The following is an 18,208-nucleotide window of genomic DNA, read 5'->3' as shown; positions in this document are numbered from 1 at the left end:
CGATGGACCTCACGGTTGGTGCCAACCTGTTTTTCTGGACCACCGATGCGACGCGGGGCTTTTATGAACGTCTGCGTGCGGCCCCGGTGACCCGGGTCGTGGTGGGCGAGGTGGTCTGCTCGAAGCGGCTGCCGTTTTGGGAACATGACATCCCGCTGATCGTCGCAACGCTGAAGGATGCGGGCAAGGAGGTGGCTTTGTCCACGCTTGGCCTGATCACGCTCAACCGCGAACGGTCGAAGACGAAAGACCTGTTCGACATGGGTTTGCCGGTCGAAATCAACGACATCACTGCCTTGAAGCACATCCCCGAGGGGACGCCCTTCTGGGTGGGCCCGCTGGTGAACGTCTATAATGAGGGCACGCTGGCCTATCTGGCGCGGCGCGGCGCGACGCGGATCTGTCTGCCGCCCGAGCTGCCCTTGAAGTCGATTGCGGCTTTGTGCAAGGCGGGCAAGGAGGCGGGCGTGGCCGTCGAGGTCTGGGGCCACGGGCGGCTGCCGCTTGCCATGTCGGCGCGCTGCTATCACGCGCGGCTGCATGACCGGGCCAAGGACAATTGCCAGTTCATCTGCGGCGCCGATCTGGACGGGCGCGAGGTCGACACGCTGGACGGTCAGGCGTTCCTGTCGGTGAACGGGGTGCAGACGCTGTCCGCCGCGACGGGCTGCGCCGCCTATTACACCGAGGCCCTGGCCGAGGCGGGGGTTTCGGCGCTGCGGCTCTCGCCGCAGACGGGCGATTTCAACGGGCTCTGCCAGGGCTATGCGGATCGTCTGGCGGGCAAGATCGCGCCCGCCGATCTGGTGGCGAAACTGCTGCCAGAGGCGCCCGGCGGCCGCTTTGCCGATGGCTTCTTCGACGGGCCTTCGGGCTCGGACTGGCAGCACCCGATTTCGGCCTGAGGCGGGATCGGGCGGAACAGGAAACGCGATCCGCGTTTCCCCGCCCGTCGTGCAACCGCGTTGACAAGACCGCCAGCCCCAAGCGCAACAGAGGGCGGCGCCCGGCCCGGCGGGCGAGAAGCGCCCGCCATGGGTGGGGCGGGCGCTGCCCGAGGGCCTTTGGGCCCTCGGCGGTTACGGGGCCAATGTCCCGCAGGGCCTCGGCGATGGCCTCGGCCCAAATCCCCCCCTCAGCCGCGCACATCTTTTTCGAAATGATCCAAATCATGCACAGCTTTGCACAGGCGCGCTAGGCTTTCCCGGTCGGGACACCACCACCGGAGAAGACCATGGGCACGCGGCTGCGGGATTTGACGCCCTCGATCGTTCCAAGCGGATCGCGGGGCAGCACGGGGCCGGTGCGCAGCCAGCATCCCGCCTATGTCACGCTGACCCCGCCCTGTCAGGCCGCCTGCCCGGCGGGGGAAAACATCCGCGCCTGGCTGTCGCTGGCGCAGGAGGGCCGTTACCGCCAGGCCTGGGAGAAACTCACCGAAGACAACCCGATGCCCGCCGTGCATGGGCGCGTCTGCTATCACCCCTGCGAGTCGGGCTGCAACCGGGCCGAGGTCGACAGCGCCGTGTCGATCCACGCGGTCGAGCGGTTTCTGGGCGACATGGCGACGCGCGAGGGCTGGGCCTTCCACCGCCTGCGCGACGCGACGGGCAAGCGCGTCCTGATCGTCGGCGCCGGGCCTGCGGGGCTTTCGGCGGCTTATCACCTCGCCCGGCTTGGCCATGATGTCGAGATCCGCGAGGCCGGGCCGGTGGCGGGCGGCATGATGCATTTCGGCATTCCCGCTTACCGGATGCCGCGCGCGGAACTGGCTGCCGATGTGGCGCGGATCGAAGCGCTCGGCGTCAGGATCCGGCTCAACCACAAGGTCACCGATCTGATGGCGGAAAAGGCCGCGGGGGGCTTTGACGCGGTCTTTCTGGCCATCGGCGCCGGGATCGGCAGGCGCGTCGAGATCCCGGCGCGCGATGCGGCGCGGGTGCTTGATGCGGTGACGCTGCTGCATGACACCTCCTCGGCCGCGCCACCGCTGCTGGGGCGGCGCGTCGTCATCTATGGCGGCGGCAACACCGCGATGGATGCGGCGCGCACGGCCAAACGGCTGGGGGCCACGGAAACCATCATCGTCTACCGGCGCGACCGCGACCACATGCCCGCGCATGGGTTCGAGGCCGACGAGGCGCTGGAAGAAGGCGTGAAGATCCGCTGGCTCTCGACGATCAAGGAAATCTCCGGCTCGGATCTGCAGATCGAGCGGATGGAGCTGGATGCCGAGGGACGGCCCCAGCCGACCGGCGAGATCGAGACGCTTTCGGCGGACGCGCTGGTGCTGGCGCTCGGTCAGCAATCGGACAGCGGATTTCTGCAAGCCGTGCCGGGGCTTGCCTTCACCCCCGATGGCGCGGTCGTCGTCGGCCCCGACATGCAGACGGGCGCGGCGGGGATTTTCGCGGGCGGCGACATGGTGCCTGCGCAACAATCGGTGACGATCTCGACCGGGCATGGCAAATTGGCCGCGCGCCATATCGACGCCTGGCTTTCGGGCACGGTGCATCAGCCCAAACCCCCTGCCCCTCTGGCCGGGTTTTCCTGCCTCAACCTGCCGGTCTATGCCGACGCGCTGCAAAGCGCGCAGCGGCGGCTGGCCGATGCCGCGCGGATGGGCGGATTTCAGGAAATCCTGAAAGGTCTGACAACCAAGGAGGCCCGCTACGAGGCGCAACGCTGCTATTCCTGCGGCCAGTGCTACGAATGCGACAACTGCTTTGCCGCCTGCCCGGAACAGGCGATCGTGAAGCACGGCCCCGGCCGCGGCTACCGCATCGATCTGACGAAATGCACCGGCTGCGCCAGCTGCGCCGAACAATGCCCCTGCGGCGCGCTTGAGATGATCCCCGAGGAGGCCTCCGATGCGTGACAGCCTGGCGGAACAGCACAGCCCGGCCGATCCGGGCCAGCAGGCGGTGATGGATGGCAATACCGCCGTTGCCCATATCGCCTACCGGGTGAACGAGGTCTGCGGCATCTATCCGATCACGCCCTCGTCGACCATGGCAGAGCTGGCCGACGAATGGGCGGCGCGCGATCTGAAGAACATCTGGGGCAATGTGCCCGTGGTTCAGGAAATGCAGTCCGAGGCCGGGGCGGCAGGCGCCGTGCATGGCGCGTTGCAGGCGGGGTCGATGACGACGACCTTCACCGCCTCGCAAGGGCTGATGCTGATGATCCCGAACATGTTCAAGATCGCGGGCGAACTGACGCCGACGGTCTTTCATGTCGCGGCGCGCGCGCTCGCCACCCATGCGCTCTCGATCTTTGGCGATCATTCCGACGTGATGGCGGTGCGCGCGACGGGCTTTGCGATGCTGGCCTCGGCTTCCGTGCAGGAGGCGCATGACATGGCGCTGATCGCGCAGGCGGCGACGTTGCGCGCCCGCGTGCCGTTTGTGCATTTCTTCGACGGCTTCCGCACCAGCCACGAGGTCAACACGCTGCGGCTGATCCCCGACGACACGATCCGCGCGATGATCGACGATGATCTGGTGCGCGCCCTTCGCGCCCGGGCGCTCTCGCCCGACAATCCGGTGGTGCGCGGCACGGCGCAGAACCCCGATGTGTTCTTTCAGGGCCGCGAGGCGGGCAATCCGTTCCACGCCGCCGTGCCCGGGATCGTCGCCGCGGAAATGGCGCGGCTGGGCGCCCTTACCGGGCGGCGCTATTCCCTCGTCGATTATCTGGGCGATCCCGAGGCAACCCGGGTGATCGTCATCATGGGCTCGGGCGCCGAGGTGGTCGAGGAAGCGCTTGCGGCGCTGAACGCGCGGGGCGCGAAACTGGGCGCGCTGGTGGTGCGGCTGTACCGCCCCTTCCCGGGTGCGGCCTTTCTGGCCGCCCTGCCCGCCAGTTGCACCAAGCTTGCGGTGCTCGATCGCTGCAAGGAACCCGGCGCCCCCGGAGAGCCCTTGTTCCTTGATGTCGTGGCGACGCTGTGCGAGGCGGTGGCGACCGGCCAGCGGGCTTTGATGCCGCGGGTGACGGGGGGGCGCTACGGGCTTTCGTCAAAGGATTTCGACCCGGCGCAGGTGAAGGCGGTTTACGACGAACTGGCGAAGGACGCGCCGAAACAGGGCTTCACCGTGGGCATCACCGATGATGTCAGCTTCACCAGCCTGAGCGTCGACCCGGACTTTCACACCGAGCCGGAAGATGTTGTCCGCGCTGTCTTTTTCGGCCTTGGCGCCGATGGCACGGTAGGCGCCAACAAGAACTCGGTCAAGATCCTGGCCGAGGAGGCCGGGCTGTTCGCGCAGGGCTATTTTGTCTATGACAGCCACAAGTCGGGGGCGCAGACGGTGTCGCATCTGCGCTTTGGCCCGCGGCCGATCAAGGCGCCCTATCTGATCCATCAGGCCAATTTCGTCGCCTGCCATCAGTTTCCCTTCCTGTCGAAGATCGACGTGCTGCGCGTGGCGGCACCCGGCGCGACGTTCCTGCTCAATGCGCCCTTCGGGCCGGACAAGATCTGGGACCGCCTGCCCCGTTCGGCGCAGCAGACGATCATTGACAAAGGGCTGAAGCTTTACGTCATCGACGCCAACACCGCCGCGCGCGAGGTGGGGCTGGGGCGGCGCACCAACACCATCCTGCAGACCTGTTTCTTTGCGCTTTCGGGGGTCTTGCCGCGCGAAGACGCCATCGCCCGGATCAAGGCCGCGATCAGGAAAACCTATGGCCGCAAGGGCAAACGGGTGATCGAGCAGAACTGGGCCGCCGTCGATGGCGCGCTCGAACGGCTGCAGGAGGTGAAAGTGCCAAGCGCCGTCACCTCAAGCTTCGAGCGGCCGCCCGCCGTGCCGCCGACCGCGCCCGAGTTCGTCCGCCGCGTCACCGCCTTGATGATGGAGGACCGCGGCGACGAGATCCCGGTCAGCCTTTTGCCCGTCGACGGCACCTTCCCGACCGGCTCCGCCGCCTGGGAAAAACGCAACGTCGCCGACGAGGTTCCGGCCTGGCGCAGCGACCTGTGCATTCAATGCGGCCAATGTTCCTTCGTCTGCCCGCATTCGGTGATCCGCGCGAAATATTTCGACGAAGATCTGCTCGAAGGCGCGCCCGAGGGCTTCCAATCCGCGCCCGTGAATGCCCGCGGCTATCCGGGCGCGCGCTTCAGCCTGCAATTCCATGTCGAGGATTGCACCGGCTGCGGGCTGTGCATCGAGGCCTGCCCGGCGCAAAGCCCGGTCGAGCCGGGGGTGAAGGCGATCAACCTGACCGACAAGGCGCCGCTGCTTGAAGACGCCCGCAAGGCGATGGCCTTCTTCGCGCATCTGCCGGTGAATGACCGGTCTCGGGTGGATTTCGCCAATGTCCGCGGCGTGCAATTCCTTGAGCCCTTGTTCGAGTTTTCGGGCGCCTGTGCGGGCTGCGGGGAAACCCCTTACGTCAAGCTGCTGAGCCAGCTTTTCGGCGACCGGCTGATGGTTGCGAATGCCACCGGCTGTTCCTCGATCTATTCGGGCAACCTGCCGGTGACGCCCTGGACGAAGAACGCCGAGGGCCGCGGCCCCGCCTGGGCGAATTCGCTCTTCGAGGATAACGCCGAATTCGGTCTGGGCTTCCGGCTCGCCGCCGACAAGCATCTGGAGCTGGCGCGCAGGCTGGCGCAGGACATGGCGCCCGAGGTCGGCGAGGATCTGGTGGCGGCGATCCTGAGCGCGCCGCAGATCCGCGAAAGCGAGATCCGGGCGCAGCGCGAGCGGGTGGCGACGCTGAAGACGCGACTTCTGGCACATCGCGACGACAGCCGCGCGAAACATCTGATGAGCGTGATCGACCATCTGGTGCGGCGCTCTATCTGGATCGTCGGCGGCGATGGCTGGGCCTATGACATCGGCTATGGCGGGCTCGATCACGTTCTGGCCTCGGGGCGCAACGTGAACGTGCTGGTCATGGACACCGAGGTCTATTCGAACACCGGCGGTCAGGCCAGCAAGGCCACCCCCCTTGGCGCGATTGCGAAATTCGCCGCCGCGGGCAAGCGCACCGCGCGCAAGGATCTGGCGTTGCAGGCCGTGGCCTACGGCAATGTCTATGTGGCGCAGGTGGCGATGGGGGCCAATCCGCAACAGACGCTGCAGGCCTTCCGCGAGGCCGAGGCCTATGATGGCCCGTCGTTGATCCTGGCCTACAGCCATTGCATCGCGCATGGCTTCGACATCCGCCGCGGGCTTGACCAGCAGGACCGCGCCGTCGCCTCGGGCTACTGGCCGCTTCTGCGCTATGACCCGCAGCTGCGCGGCACGGGGCAAGCGCCGTTCCGGCTCGACAGCCCGCGCCCGACGCTGCCCTTCAAGGACTATGCCTATAACGAGCTGCGCTATTCCGCGCTGGCCGCGACGCGCCCCGAGGAGGCGGCGGCCTTGCTTAACGACGCGCAGCAGGCGGTGCTTGAAAAATATCGCAGTTACGAGGACTTTGCACGTATGGATGCAGGACCGGACCCGGCCCGGGCCCTTGGCGCGGCCGGAAAGATGTGAGGAGCCCGGAATGGACTTGAAAACCCGCTATCTGGGTCTTGAGCTGCAAAGCCCCCTCGTCGCCTCGGCCAGCCCGATGAACGCGCGGCTCGATGTGCTCAAGCAGCTCGCCGATTGCGGGGCCGGGGCGGTGGTGCTGCCCTCGGTCTTCGAGGAGCAGATCTGGCACGAGCAGCGCATTCTGGATCAACTGGTCGAACATGGCACCGAAAGCTATGGCGAGGCCTTGAGCTATTTTCCGACCCAGGCGGCCTTTGCCTTCGAAAGCTCGAACACGCTCGGGCTGGTCGAACGGGCGGCGACCGCGCTGAGCGTGCCGGTCATCGCCTCGATCAACGGCACCACCGACACCGGCTGGACCGACACCGCGCATGACATGGAGGAAGCGGGGGCGGCCGCGATCGAGCTGAACGTCTATTTCCTGCCCACCGATCCGAATGTCTCGGGCTCGGATGTGGAGCGGCGCACGCTTGATGTGGTGCGCGCGGTCTGCGACACGGTGAAGATCCCGGTGGCGGTGAAGATCGGCCCGTATTTTTCCGCGCCCGCGCATATGTCCAAGCGCATCGTTGCGGCGGGGGCGAAGGGGGTCGTGCTGTTCAACCGCTTCTATCAGCCCGAGATCGACCCGGTCGGGCTGAGCGTGACCCCGGCGCTGCAGCTGTCGAGCCGCTACGAGATGCGGCTGCCGCTTTTGTGGATCGGCGTGCTTTCGGGGCGGCTGGGCGGCTCGCTGGCGGCCTCGACCGGGGTCGAGAGCGCCGAGGATGTGGTGCGCTATCTGCTGGCCGGGGCGGATGTGGTGATGAGCACCTCGGCGCTGTTGCGACACGGGCCGGGGCATATGGAGGTGCTGGTGCGCGGGCTTGAAGACTGGCTGGCGGCGCGGGGGGTGAACCATCTGGGCGCGGTGCGTGGCATGCTGGCGCATGGCGCGATCGAGGACCCCGAGGGCTACGAGCGGGCGAATTACATCAAGGTGATGCAGAGCTGGGCGAAAGGCGCGGACAAGGCGTAAAATTGCGACGCGGATTAACGCTACGGCAAGACCCGGGGCCTAAGATGGGTGCGCCGCAATGTGCCACCGGAGTCGCCATGTTCTTCCGCCAGAAGCCCGCCACCGAGTCGATCCTTGAAAAAGCCGAGCGGAGTGCCGTCGAAACCGCGCTTGCCGTGATCATCATCGACATCGACGGCACGATCCGGCATGTGAACAATGTCTATTCGACCCTGCTCGGCTATGCGTCGGGGGAACTTGTCGGCAAGTCCGTCGCGGTGCTGATGCCCCCCGAAGAGGCCGGACGGGTCGGAAAAGGCCCGTTCTGGGAGGGGCTGCGGGCGGGAAAGGTGCAACGCATCACCGCCGCGCGCAAGCGCAAGACCGGCGAGACGATCTGGATCGAGGCCACCTATGTGCCGGTCCGGGATGCGGCGGACAAGGTCGCCCATGTTGTGAACTTCGCCGCCGATGTCACGGAGAAGACACAGCAAACCAAGCGGATGGAAGCGATGATGCAAGCCATCTGCCGCTCGGCCGCGGTGATCGAGTTCACGCTTGACGGCACGGTGACCGAGGTGAACGAGAATTTTCTGAACGTCACCGGCTATACCGCGGCAGAGGTGATCGGCAAGCCGCACAGTCTCTTCATGCCCGCGGGCAAAACCGATCTGCCCGACTATGCGCAGTTCTGGGCGCGGCTGCGCGCGGGCGAGCTGATCGAGGGCGAGTTCCTGCGCCAGGCCAAGGACGGCAAGGACATCTGGCTGCGTGCCACCTACAACCCGCTGTTCGGGCTGGAAGGCAAGCTGACCGGGATCGTGAAATTCGCCTATGACGTCACCGAGGCGAAAAAGGTGGCGCTCGATCAGGCCGGGCAGATCACGGCGCTGAACCGCTCGCAGGCGACGATCGAATTCGACATGAACGGCAACGCCCTGACCGCAAACGACATCTTCCTGCGGACATTCGGATATGCGCTGCCGGAAGTGGTCGGCAAGCACCATTCCTTCTTCCTGGATGCCGAAGACCGCGACAGCCCCGCCTATCGCAGCTTCTGGGCCGATCTGCGCGCCGGACAGCCGCAGGTGGGCGAGTTCCGCCGCATCGGCAAATCCGGGCAAGAAGTCTGGATCCAGGCCAGCTACAACCCGATCCTCGATGCCGAGGGCAGGCCCTACAAGGTGGTGAAATTCGCCACCGACATCACCGCACGCAAGGCGGCGATCCTCGATTTCCAGCGCGCCATCGCGGCGCTGAGCGAGGGCGAGCTTGACCACCGGCTCGACCGGGCGATGACCGGCGAATTCGAGGCGCTGCGCCAGCATTACAACGAGGCGATCGGCCGGATGGCCGAGCTGGTCGGCTCGATCCTCGACAGCGCGCAATCGATCCAGAGCGAGACCGAAAGCCTGTCCGGGGCCTCGGCGGAACTGGGGCGGCGCACCGAAACCCAGGCCGCCTCGCTCGAGGAAACCGCGGCGGCGATCAACCAGCTCGCCTCCTCGGTGGAAAGCTCCTCCTCGGGGGCGCGCAATGCGGCGGGCGCGGTCGGCAAGGCGCGGCAGCGCTCGACCGAGGGGCGGCGCGTCGTGCAGGAAACGATTTCCGCGATGAACGACATCGCCCGCAGTTCGGAACAGATTTCGCGCATCACCAGCGTCATCGACGACATCGCCTTCCAGACCAACCTTCTGGCGCTGAATGCGGGCGTCGAGGCGGCGCGCGCGGGCGAGACCGGGCGCGGCTTTGCCGTTGTCGCGTCCGAAGTGCGGGCGCTGGCGCAGCGGTCTTCGGAAGCCGCGCGCGAGATCGCGGAGTTGATCGAAACCTCGGGCCGGCAGGTGCGGCAGGGCGTCGATCTGGTGAATTCCTCGGGTCAGGCGCTGGGCGAGATCGATCATCTTGTCGCCGAGGTGGACACGCTGGTGCAGGCGATCGCCAATTCGGCGGCGGAACAGTCGATGGGTCTGGGCGAGATTTCCTCGGCGGTGAACCAGCTCGATCAGGTGACGCAGCAAAACGCCGCGATGTTCGAGGAAAGCTCGGCCGCGGTGGCGGTGCTGCGCGATCAGGCCGGGCATCTGTCGGCGCAGGGCGCGGTGTTCCGCACCGGGGGCGAGGGCGCGGGGGCGCAGGGCTTCCGCCGCGCCTCGTAAGAAAGACCAAGGGCCGGTGCAGACCGGCCCTTTTGTCGGATCTGTGCTGCAGGCCCCGGCGTCAGGCCGGGTTCGACCGGCGCCAGCGCAGCGAGGACATCAGGCTCAGCCCGATGAAGACGACGCCCAGAAGCCCGGTCGCCCATTCCGGCACATGCATCAGCGTCTGCGCGAACATCGCCACCGAGAGCACGAGGATCGACCAGAACGCCCCGTGTTCCAGATAGCGGAACTCGCTCAGCGCCTGGCGTTCGACCAGCATCACCGTCATCGAGCGCACGTAGAACGCGCCGATGCCCAGGCCGATGGCGATCAGGAACAGGTTTTGCGTCAGCGCGAAGGCGCCGATCACGCCATCGAAGCTGAACGAGGCATCGAGCACCTCGAGGTAAAGGAAAGCGCCCAGCCCGCCCTTGGCGACATCGCCCGAGAGCGAGGCCTTGTCGAGCACCTGCCCCAGCCCCTCGACGGCAAGGAAGGTCAGAAGCCCGGTGCAGGCGGCGACAAGGAAGGTGCCCTCGGTCTTCACCGGCAGCCACCAGGCGACGGCCAGCACGATCGCCAGCAGGAAACCGACCTCGATGCCGCGGATCGAGGCCCAGGAGCTGAGCCGCCGTTCCAGCGCCACGAACCAGTGCACTTCCTTGCTTTCATCGACGAAATAGCTCAGCGCCACCATCATCAGGAAGGCGCCACCAAAGGCCGCGATCGACATATGCGCCTCGCCGATGATGCGCGAGTACTCGGCCGGCTGCGTCGCGGCGATGCGCAACGCCTCGATCGGGCCGATGCCTGCGGCGACGACGACGATGAGCAGCGGAAACAGGATCCGCATGCCGAAAACCGCGATCAGGATGCCCCAGGTCAGGAAGCGGCGCTGCCATTCCGGCGTCATCTGCCCGAGCTTGTTGGCATTGATGATCGCATTGTCGAAGGAGAGCGAGATTTCCAGCACCGCCAGCACGCAGGCGACGAAGAAGAACGACAGCGCCCCGTGGGTCGTGTGTTCATAGGTGAAGCCAAGCCACATCGCCAGGGCAAGACCGACCGCGGTGAACCCGAATGCCCAGCTGAAATATTGCAAGGTGCTGCGCATGATGTCTCCGTGTTGCGGCCGTCGGGCGCGAGGTGGTGAGCGCGATGTAGGCAGAGCGGCGAGACTGTGCAAGCCCCTCGGGCTGCGTCACGATGCGTTGGCGCCCCTGCGACGTGTGAAACCGTAAAGCGCGATCAACTCCGTGGCGACATGCGCGCCCGCAATCGCGGTGGCGCCGGTGGGGTCATAGGGCGGCGAGACCTCGACGACATCGCCGCCGACCAGGTTGATCCCGGCCAGCCCGCGCAGGATCGCCGCCGCCTGCCAGCTGGCAAGGCCGCCCCAGACCGGCGTGCCCGTGCCCGGCGCAAAGGCCGGATCGAGGCAATCGATGTCGAAGCTGATATAGGTCGGCCGGTCGCCCAGCACCGCGCGGATCCGCGCCACGGTTTCGGCGACGCCCGCCTGATGCACGAAGGGCGCGTCCAGAATGGTCACGCCGCAGGTGTCGGGGTTGTCGGTGCGGATGCCGACGGAAACGGTGGTTTCAGGGGCGACGAAGCCCAGTTTCAGCGCCTTGTAAAGGAAGGTGCCGTGGTCGATCCGGCTCATGTCGTCATCGGCCCAGCTGTCGGAATGGGCGTCGAAATGCACGAGTGCGACGGGGCCGTGATGGGCGGCAAAGGCGCGCAGGATCGGCAGGGTGATGAAGTGATCGCCGCCCAGCGTGATCACCCCGGCGCCCTGCGCCAGAATGCCTGCGATGTGATCGCTCACCCGGTCGGGGAAGCTGGCCGTATGGGCATAATCGAAGGCCAGATCGCCGTAATCGGCGATCGCCAGCTCGCTGAACGGATCATAGCCCCAGCCATAGGGCGGATCAAACGCCTGCAGCGTCGAGGCCTCGCGCAAAGCCCGCGGCCCGAAACGGGTGCCCGGCCGATGCGTCACCGCCTGATCGAAGGGCACCCCCGTCACCGCCAGATCGATGCCGGTCAGGTCCTTGGTGTAACGCCGCCGCAGGAACGAGGTCGCGCCCGCAAAGGCATTCTCGAAGGAAAGACCGCGCGGATCTTCCCGCGTGAAGGCCATATCTATCTGATTTTTCGCGTCTTCCAGTGCCATGGACATGCCCCCTTTTCATCCCATAGCGCCTTGATAGACTTGGGGTGTCAACCAAAACCTGCGTCACCCCGCCACATCTGGACTTATTCCAACTTGACGCAGATCAAGACCCCGACCCGCCCGTCGGTTTAGAAGTATTCCATATTCAAAAGATCCGGAGGGACACCGATGAAACGCACCCAGATCAGCCTGCTGGCCGTGGCCACGCTGCTTGCCACCCCCGCCCTTGCCGAGCCCGCCCTAGCCGAGGATACGGCGCTGCGCGAAGAGGCCCGGGGCCTGTTCGAAGTGATCCCGATGCAGGCGCCGCAACTGGCCGACAACAACACCGTCACCCGCGACAAGATCGATCTGGGCGCGATGCTGTTCTTTGATCCGCGGATGTCGAAATCGGGCGTGTTCTCGTGTCAGTCCTGCCACAACGTCGGGCTTGGCGGGGTGGACGGGCTGGAAACCTCGATCGGGCATGGCTGGCAGAAGGGCCCGCGCAATGCGCCCACCGCGCTGAACGCCGTCTTCAACGTGGCGCAATTCTGGGACGGCCGCGCCCCCGATCTGGCGGCGCAGGCCAAGGGCCCGGTGCAGGCGGGCGTCGAGATGAACAACACGCCCGAAAATCTGGTGGCGACGGTGCAATCGATGCCGGGCTATGTCGAGGCCTTCGCCAAGGCCTTTCCGGGGCAGAAGGCCCCGATCAGCTTCGACAATTTCGCGCTGGCGATCGAGGCTTTCGAGGCCACGCTGATCACGCCGAATTCGAAATTCGACCAATGGCTGATGGGGGCCGACGGCGCGATGAGTGCGGATGAAAAGGCCGGGCTCAAGCTCTTCATCGACACCGGCTGCGCGGCTTGCCACAATGGCATCAACATCGGCGGCAACGGCTATTACCCCTTCGGCGTGGTGGAAAAACCCGGCGCCGAGGTGCTGCCCGCGGGCGACAAGGGCCGCTTTGCGGTCACTGCGACGGCGGATGACGAATATGTCTTCCGCGCCGGGCCCCTGCGCAACATCGCGCTGACCGCGCCCTATTTCCACTCCGGCAAGGTCTGGGATCTGCGCGAGGCGGTTTCGGTGATGGCGAATTCGCAGCTGGGCGCAGAGCTTGACGAGACCCAGGTCGATCAGATCACCGCCTTCCTTGGCGCGCTGACCGGCGAGCAGCCCGAAGTGGTGCATCCGATCCTGCCGGTGCGCAGCGCCCAGACGCCCCGGCCCGAACACATGAACTGAGGTCTGCGCAAATTTGCGGCACGACGGGCGCGGGGATCTTCCTCGCGCCTGTTCTTTTGGCGCCACGCCGACGCGGACCGCGCAAGGACTTGCTGCAAAAGGAATACCTTGCAGACATATTGCCGCAAGGACACCGTTGCACTGTCAATCGCCGCGAAATCCTGACATATGTCAAAACAATATCTGTGACATGCCTTATTCCGTTTTCGGCAACCCCTGGAGCCAGCATGCGACTGACGACTCGGACCAACCTGGCAATGCGCACCCTGATGTTCTGCGCGGTGAACGGCGACAGGATCGTGCGCAAGCACGAAATCGCCGAGGCCTGCAACGCCTCGGAAAACCACCTCGCGCAGGTGGTGAACACGCTGGCGCAGCGCGGCTTCATCGAAACGCAGCGCGGCCGGTCGGGGGGGTTGCGGCTGGCGCGTCCGATGGACCAGATCAGCGTCGGCGAGGTCTTGCGCACCTTCGAGGCGGTGCTGCCCTTCGTCGAATGTCTGGACGGCGAGAACAACACCTGCCCGCTGTGCGATGCCTGCCGCTTCCGCGATGCGATCGAGGCGGCGCTCGAGGCCTTTTACACCGCGATGGACAGCCATTCCGTTGGCGACATGGTGCGCGACAACACCGCATTGGAGCATCTGCTGCGCCTGCCCGGGGCGCCGCGCATCGGCATCTGCGGCGCGGGGGCCCGGGCGCGCGCGACGCTGACGGCGGATCTTGAGGTCTGAGCGCTCCTCACGGAAATGTTTCAAAATCAACGGGATTCTGACGGCCCCGCGGCGTTTCGGCGCGCGGGGTCGGCCATTTTCCGCCCGGCCTTTTCGGGTAACGCTAACGCTCCTTTCATCGTGAGTTGAACTTTCGGGCGGGCCTGTTTAGCTGCGTCATAGTGTCGCCGCAATTCAGACGCTCCATGCCGGGGCAAGGCGACAAAGCGAGGCCCGAAATGCAACAGACGCAACAAATGGGAATGGTGTCTTCCGATCAGCAGGAAGGCGTGCACCGTCAACAGGCCGAGGCGAAAGCTTCGGCGCAGCAGCAGGGCCATGCGGAAAAGCCCGTGCAGGCTGGCAAGACCTTTACCGACTGGGCCTCGATCTGAGGCCCTCGGACCGGGGCCGATGACCGGCCCCGCCGCGCCGCCCGCGGGCGTGCGAGACTTGCGGGGCGGTTCCTGATCGGAGAGAGTTCTTCTGATCCGGAGCGTCCCATGCAGTCCCCCCCTCTCTCTCTCCCCCGAAATTCTCCGCTGACCGAGATTCCCGGCATCGGCCCCGCCACCGCCGAAGGCTTCCTGCGGGCGGGCATCGCCAGCGCCGAGGCGCTGCGCGCCATGGGCGCCGAGGCCGCCTATGAAGCCTGGCTTCGGGCGGGCAACCCACCGCATTTCATCGGCTATTATGCTTTGGTGATGGCGCTGCAGGGCCGCCCCTGGAACGATTGCCGCGGCGCCGAAAAGGACGCGCTGCGCGTCAGCTTCGATGCGATGAAGGCCCGGACCCAAGGCAACGAAAAGGGCCACCCCGGGATCGAGGCGGCCCTTGACGAAATTGGCGTCGGCCTGCGGCGTTAGCCGCAGACCCGAAAGCCGGGCACTCAGCCGACCAGTTCGAGACCCGAGAAGAAATAGGCGATTTCCGCCGCGGCGGTTTCCGGCGCGTCCGAGCCATGGACCGAGTTTTCGCCGACCGAGAGGGCGAATTCCTTGCGAATGGTGCCATCGGCGGCATTCGCCGGGTTGGTGGCGCCCATCACTTCGCGGTTCTTTGCGATCGCGCCTTCACCTTCGAGCACTTGCACGACGACCGGCTCGGACGCCATGAATTCGCACAGCTCGCCATAGAAGGGGCGTTCCTTGTGCACTTCGTAGAATTTGCCGGCCTGTTCCAGGCTCAGCTTGAGGCGCTTTTGCGCGACGATGCGCAGGCCCGCTTCCTCGAATTTGGCATTGATCTTGCCGGTGAGGTTGCGGCGGGTCGCATCGGGTTTGATGATCGAAAGCGTGCGTTCGATGGCCATGAGGGGAAGCCTTTTTGGTTGGGGACCGGAGAGCCGGTCAGAAAAGCGTCTGGCGCCTGCTATCATGCGGCAGGGATGTTGAAAACCCCCGGGCAACTGCCGTTTTGGGCAGGAAATGCGACAAATGCGCAAAGCACGGCCCGGGGCGCATCGGCATTGACGCGCGGCCCCGGCTGAGGCAGAGCCAGACCATGCTCACGCTTGACGCCATCACCTATGCCATCGAGGGCCGCCCGCTGTTCGACGCAGCCTCGGCCCGGATCCCCACCGGCCACAAGGTCGGCCTTGTCGGCGCCAATGGCGCGGGCAAAACCACGCTGTTCCGGCTGATCCGGGGCGAGCTTGCGCTCGAATCGGGCGAGATCAACCTGCCCCAGCGCGCCCGTATCGGCGGCGTCGCGCAGGAGGTGCCCTCCTCCGAGACGAGCCTTCTCGATACGGTGCTGGCCGCCGATACCGAACGCGCGGATCTGTTGGCGGAAGCGCAGACCGCGACCGATCCGGGGCGGATTGCCGAGATCCAGACCCGGCTGGCCGATATCGACGCCTGGTCGGCCGAGGGCCGGGCCAGCGCGATCCTGCGCGGGCTCGGCTTTGACGCCGAGGCGCAGCGCCGCCCCTGTTCGGATTTTTCGGGCGGCTGGCGGATGCGCGTCGCGCTGGCGGGGGTGCTGTTCGCCCAGCCCGATCTGTTGCTGCTCGACGAGCCGACGAACTATCTTGACCTGGAAGGGGCGCTTTGGCTGGAACAATATCTGGCCCGCTACCCGCATACGGTCATCATCATCAGCCACGACCGCGATCTTTTGAACCGCGCCGTGGGGTCGATCCTGCATCTGGAAAACCGCAAGCTGACCTTGTGGAACGGGCCTTACGACCAGTTCGCCCGCCAACGCGCCGCGGCACGCGCGAACCTGGCGGCGGCGGCGAAGAAACAGGAGGCGCGGCGCGCGCATCTGCAAAGCTTCGTCGATCGTTTCAAGGCCAAGGCGACGAAGGCCGCGCAGGCTCAGGCGCGCGTCAAGATGCTGGAAAAGATGGAGCCGATCACCGCCCCCGAGGAGGCGGCAAAGCAGGTCTTCAGCTTCCCGGTGCCGGAACAGCTTTCGCCGCCGATCATCACGCTGGATGGGGCCGCAGTGGGTTATGGCGAAAAGCCGATCCTGCGGCGGCTGAATTTGCGCATTGACCAAGACGACCGGATCGCGCTTCTGGGCCGCAACGGCGAGGGGAAATCGACGCTCTCAAAACTGCTCGCGGCCAAGCTCGAGACCTGCGAGGGGCGGATTGCCCGGTCCTCGAAGCTGCGGATCGGCTATTTCGCCCAGCATCAGGTGGACGAACTGGACCTTGGCGCCAGCCCGCTGCTTCACTTGCAACGCCTGCGCCCCGAAGAGCATCAGGCGAAGCTGCGCGCCCGCCTTGCGGGCTTCGGGCTTCTGGCCGATCAGGCGGAAACCGCGGTGGGCAAGCTTTCGGGCGGGCAGAAGGCGCGGCTCTCGCTGCTTCTGGCCACTTTGGACGCGCCGCATCTGCTGATCCTCGACGAACCGACAAACCACCTTGATATCGAAAGCCGCGAGGCGCTGGTCGAGGCGCTGACCGCCTATTCCGGCGCGGTGATCCTGGTCAGCCACGACATGCATCTGCTCAGCCTCGTCGCCGATCGGCTCTGGCTGGTCAAGGGCGGCGCGGTGGCGCCCTACCCCGCCGATCTGGAGGCTTACCGGGCCGAATTGCTGGCGGGCGATCCCGACGACCGGCCCGCGCCGAAAGCGGTGGAAAAGAAGGCCGCCCCCCCCTCGCGCGAGCGGATTCTGGCGCTGCGCGCCGAGGCGCGCAAATGCGAGGAACGGGTCGAGAAACTGGCCGAGATGCTGGCCAAGCTTGACGAGAAACTCGCCGATCCTACCCTTTATGAAGCCGCCCGCGCCAGCGAGCGCGAGAAATGGATGCTCAAACACGCCGAAGCCCGCGAAGCGATGGCGCGGGCCGAGGAACTCTGGATGGCGGCGCTGGAAGCGCTGGAAACCGCGATGGCGGGCTGAACCGAACGGTCTGGACAAGCCCGCCCGGCTCGGCGAGGGTGGGGCGAAGGAGCGTACCATGACCCGCAAGATCATCATCGACACCGACCCGGGCCAGGATGACGCCGTGGCGATCCTTCTGGCACTTGGCAGCCCGGAGCTTGAGGTTCTCGGCATCACCTGCGTCGCAGGCAATGTGCCCCTGGCGCTGACGACAAAGAACGCGCGGATCATCTGCGAACTGGCCGGGCGGCGCGATGTGAAAATCTTCGCGGGCTGCGACCGGCCGCTTTTGCGCCCGCTGGTGACGGCGGAATATGTGCACGGGAAAACCGGGCTCGACGGCATCGCCCTGCCCGACCCCACGATGCCGCTGCAAGACCAGCACGCGGTCGATTTCCTCATCGAGACGCTGCGCCGCGAGGCCCCGGGAACGGTGACGCTTTGCCCGCTCGGGCCGCTGACGAATATCGCCACCGCCTTTCGCCGCGCCCCCGAGATCGTCTTGAAGGTCGAACAGATCGTGCTCATGGGCGGCGCCTGTTTCGAGGCCGGCAACACCACCCCGGCGGCCGAGTTCAACATTTACGTCGACCCGCAAGCCGCGGAAATCGTGTTCAAATCCGGGGTGCCGCTGGTGGTCGTGCCGCTTGACGCGACGCACAAGGCGCTGACCACGCGGCCCCGGATCGAGGCGTTCCGGGCGCTGAACACCCCGGTCGGCGCCGCGGTGGCGAGCTGGACCGATTTCTTCGAACGCTTCGACAGGGCGAAATATGGCTCCGAAGGCGCGCCGCTGCATGACCCCTGCGTCATCGCCTGGCTGTTGCGCCCCGATCTGTTCGAGGGCCGCTTCATCAATGTCGAGATCGAGACCCGGTCCGAACTGACCATGGGCATGACCGTCGCCGATTGGTGGCGGGTGACGCCGCGCGAGCCGAACGCGCTTTTCCTGCGCGAGGTCGATGCCGAGGGCTTCTACAGCCTGCTGACCGAGCGCCTGTCTCGGCTCTGAGACAGTTGCGTCTTTGAACCAAGAAAAATCATCGGCTTTTCCGGCGGCAAAGACGCAGTTTCTCTTGACCAAATATGCGTCTGAGCCAAATGTT

General features: G+C 66.0%; 14 protein-coding genes. 11 read left to right on the top strand and 3 right to left on the bottom strand.

Annotated elements, in window-relative coordinates; all coding sequences use genetic code 11:
- Nucleotides 1-2 precede the first annotated feature (2 nt).
- From ubiV to LY44_RS14605, 5 genes are all read left to right on the top strand, one after another.
- On the top strand, nucleotides 3-905 hold the full coding sequence (ubiV, locus tag LY44_RS14625) for a ubiquinone anaerobic biosynthesis protein UbiV (RefSeq protein WP_055209524.1): 903 nt from the start codon (nucleotides 3-5) through the stop codon (nucleotides 903-905).
- A 329-nt stretch (nucleotides 906-1,234) separates the two neighbouring features.
- Complete coding sequence (locus LY44_RS14620; protein WP_055209424.1) at nucleotides 1,235-2,878, top strand: NAD(P)-binding protein; 1,644 nt, start codon at nucleotides 1,235-1,237, stop codon at nucleotides 2,876-2,878.
- Nucleotides 2,871-6,497 carry a pyruvate:ferredoxin (flavodoxin) oxidoreductase gene (gene nifJ / locus LY44_RS14615; protein WP_081024420.1) on the top strand — a complete coding sequence of 1,209 codons (3,627 nt, stop codon included), beginning with the start codon at nucleotides 2,871-2,873 and terminating at the stop codon, nucleotides 6,495-6,497. Before LY44_RS14620 ends, nifJ begins: the two co-directional genes overlap by 8 nt.
- A 10-nt stretch (nucleotides 6,498-6,507) precedes the next feature.
- Nucleotides 6,508-7,515: a dihydroorotate dehydrogenase-like protein gene (locus LY44_RS14610; protein WP_055209425.1), complete on the top strand. Its 1,008-nt coding sequence runs from the start codon at nucleotides 6,508-6,510 to the stop codon at nucleotides 7,513-7,515.
- A gap of 77 nt (nucleotides 7,516-7,592) precedes the next feature.
- Nucleotides 7,593-9,653: a methyl-accepting chemotaxis protein gene (locus tag LY44_RS14605; protein WP_055209426.1), complete on the top strand. Its 2,061-nt coding sequence runs from the start codon at nucleotides 7,593-7,595 to the stop codon at nucleotides 9,651-9,653.
- A gap of 61 nt (nucleotides 9,654-9,714) precedes the next feature.
- Here the strand turns inward: LY44_RS14605 and LY44_RS14600 are convergent, their stop codons facing one another.
- Nucleotides 9,715-10,749 (bottom strand): DUF475 domain-containing protein, encoded by a 1,035-nt coding sequence (locus LY44_RS14600; RefSeq protein ID WP_055209427.1) that lies wholly within the window; start codon nucleotides 10,747-10,749, stop codon nucleotides 9,715-9,717.
- Nucleotides 10,750-10,836: 87 nt separating this feature from the next.
- Entirely contained in the window at nucleotides 10,837-11,814 is a 978-nt protein-coding gene (speB, locus tag LY44_RS14595) for an agmatinase (protein WP_055209428.1), read from the bottom strand.
- Between the two features lie 168 nt (nucleotides 11,815-11,982).
- Between speB and LY44_RS14590 the strand changes: the two genes are divergently transcribed.
- The 4 genes from LY44_RS14590 to LY44_RS14575 all read left to right on the top strand — a co-directional run bounded on the left by LY44_RS14590 (nucleotide 11,983) and on the right by LY44_RS14575 (nucleotide 14,626).
- A complete protein-coding gene (locus LY44_RS14590) occupies nucleotides 11,983-13,047 on the top strand; it encodes a cytochrome-c peroxidase (protein WP_055209429.1) in 1,065 nt (354 codons plus the stop codon).
- 227 nt (nucleotides 13,048-13,274) lie between these two features.
- Entirely contained in the window at nucleotides 13,275-13,781 is a 507-nt protein-coding gene (locus tag LY44_RS14585) for an RrF2 family transcriptional regulator (protein WP_055209430.1), read from the top strand.
- A 242-nt stretch (nucleotides 13,782-14,023) separates the two neighbouring features.
- Complete coding sequence (locus LY44_RS18470; protein ID WP_262985713.1) at nucleotides 14,024-14,155, top strand: hypothetical protein; 132 nt, start codon at nucleotides 14,024-14,026, stop codon at nucleotides 14,153-14,155.
- Between the two features lie 108 nt (nucleotides 14,156-14,263).
- Entirely contained in the window at nucleotides 14,264-14,626 is a 363-nt protein-coding gene (locus LY44_RS14575) for a TfoX/Sxy family DNA transformation protein (protein ID WP_055209431.1), read from the top strand.
- Nucleotides 14,627-14,649: 23 nt separating this feature from the next.
- On the opposite strand, the gene ndk is transcribed toward LY44_RS14575, so the two are convergent.
- Nucleotides 14,650-15,072, bottom strand: a complete 423-nt coding sequence (ndk, locus tag LY44_RS14570) for a nucleoside-diphosphate kinase (RefSeq protein ID WP_055209432.1) — start codon at nucleotides 15,070-15,072, stop codon at nucleotides 14,650-14,652.
- 191 nt (nucleotides 15,073-15,263) lie between these two features.
- On the opposite strand from ndk, the gene LY44_RS14565 reads away from it, so the two are divergent.
- Together LY44_RS14565 and LY44_RS14560 are read left to right on the top strand one after the other, a co-directional pair.
- Nucleotides 15,264-17,120, top strand: coding sequence for an ABC-F family ATP-binding cassette domain-containing protein (locus tag LY44_RS14565; RefSeq protein WP_055209433.1), 1,857 nt, complete (start codon nucleotides 15,264-15,266; stop codon nucleotides 17,118-17,120).
- A 58-nt stretch (nucleotides 17,121-17,178) separates the two neighbouring features.
- Nucleotides 17,179-18,114: a nucleoside hydrolase gene (locus tag LY44_RS14560; protein WP_055209434.1), complete on the top strand. Its 936-nt coding sequence runs from the start codon at nucleotides 17,179-17,181 to the stop codon at nucleotides 18,112-18,114.
- Nucleotides 18,115-18,208 lie beyond the last annotated feature (94 nt).

It is taken from the genome of Rhodobacter capsulatus, assembly GCF_003254295.1.
In the GTDB taxonomy this organism is placed as follows: Bacteria; Pseudomonadota; Alphaproteobacteria; order Rhodobacterales; family Rhodobacteraceae; genus Rhodobacter; species Rhodobacter capsulatus.
Note: the sequence above shows the minus strand (reverse complement) of the source record. Positions and strands in the feature narration are given on the sequence as shown.

Coding starts and splice junctions, on each gene's coding strand:
- ubiV (WP_055209524.1), top strand. CDS start 3: ATGGACCTCACGGTTGGTGCCAACCTGTTTTTCTGGACCACCGATGCG.
- LY44_RS14620 (WP_055209424.1), top strand. CDS start 1,235: ATGGGCACGCGGCTGCGGGATTTGACGCCCTCGATCGTTCCAAGCGGA.
- nifJ (WP_081024420.1), top strand. CDS start 2,871: ATGCGTGACAGCCTGGCGGAACAGCACAGCCCGGCCGATCCGGGCCAG.
- LY44_RS14610 (WP_055209425.1), top strand. CDS start 6,508: ATGGACTTGAAAACCCGCTATCTGGGTCTTGAGCTGCAAAGCCCCCTC.
- LY44_RS14605 (WP_055209426.1), top strand. CDS start 7,593: ATGTTCTTCCGCCAGAAGCCCGCCACCGAGTCGATCCTTGAAAAAGCC.
- LY44_RS14600 (WP_055209427.1), bottom strand. CDS start 10,749: ATGCGCAGCACCTTGCAATATTTCAGCTGGGCATTCGGGTTCACCGCG.
- speB (WP_055209428.1), bottom strand. CDS start 11,814: ATGGCACTGGAAGACGCGAAAAATCAGATAGATATGGCCTTCACGCGG.
- LY44_RS14590 (WP_055209429.1), top strand. CDS start 11,983: ATGAAACGCACCCAGATCAGCCTGCTGGCCGTGGCCACGCTGCTTGCC.
- LY44_RS14585 (WP_055209430.1), top strand. CDS start 13,275: ATGCGACTGACGACTCGGACCAACCTGGCAATGCGCACCCTGATGTTC.
- LY44_RS18470 (WP_262985713.1), top strand. CDS start 14,024: ATGGTGTCTTCCGATCAGCAGGAAGGCGTGCACCGTCAACAGGCCGAG.
- LY44_RS14575 (WP_055209431.1), top strand. CDS start 14,264: ATGCAGTCCCCCCCTCTCTCTCTCCCCCGAAATTCTCCGCTGACCGAG.
- ndk (WP_055209432.1), bottom strand. CDS start 15,072: ATGGCCATCGAACGCACGCTTTCGATCATCAAACCCGATGCGACCCGC.
- LY44_RS14565 (WP_055209433.1), top strand. CDS start 15,264: ATGCTCACGCTTGACGCCATCACCTATGCCATCGAGGGCCGCCCGCTG.
- LY44_RS14560 (WP_055209434.1), top strand. CDS start 17,179: ATGACCCGCAAGATCATCATCGACACCGACCCGGGCCAGGATGACGCC.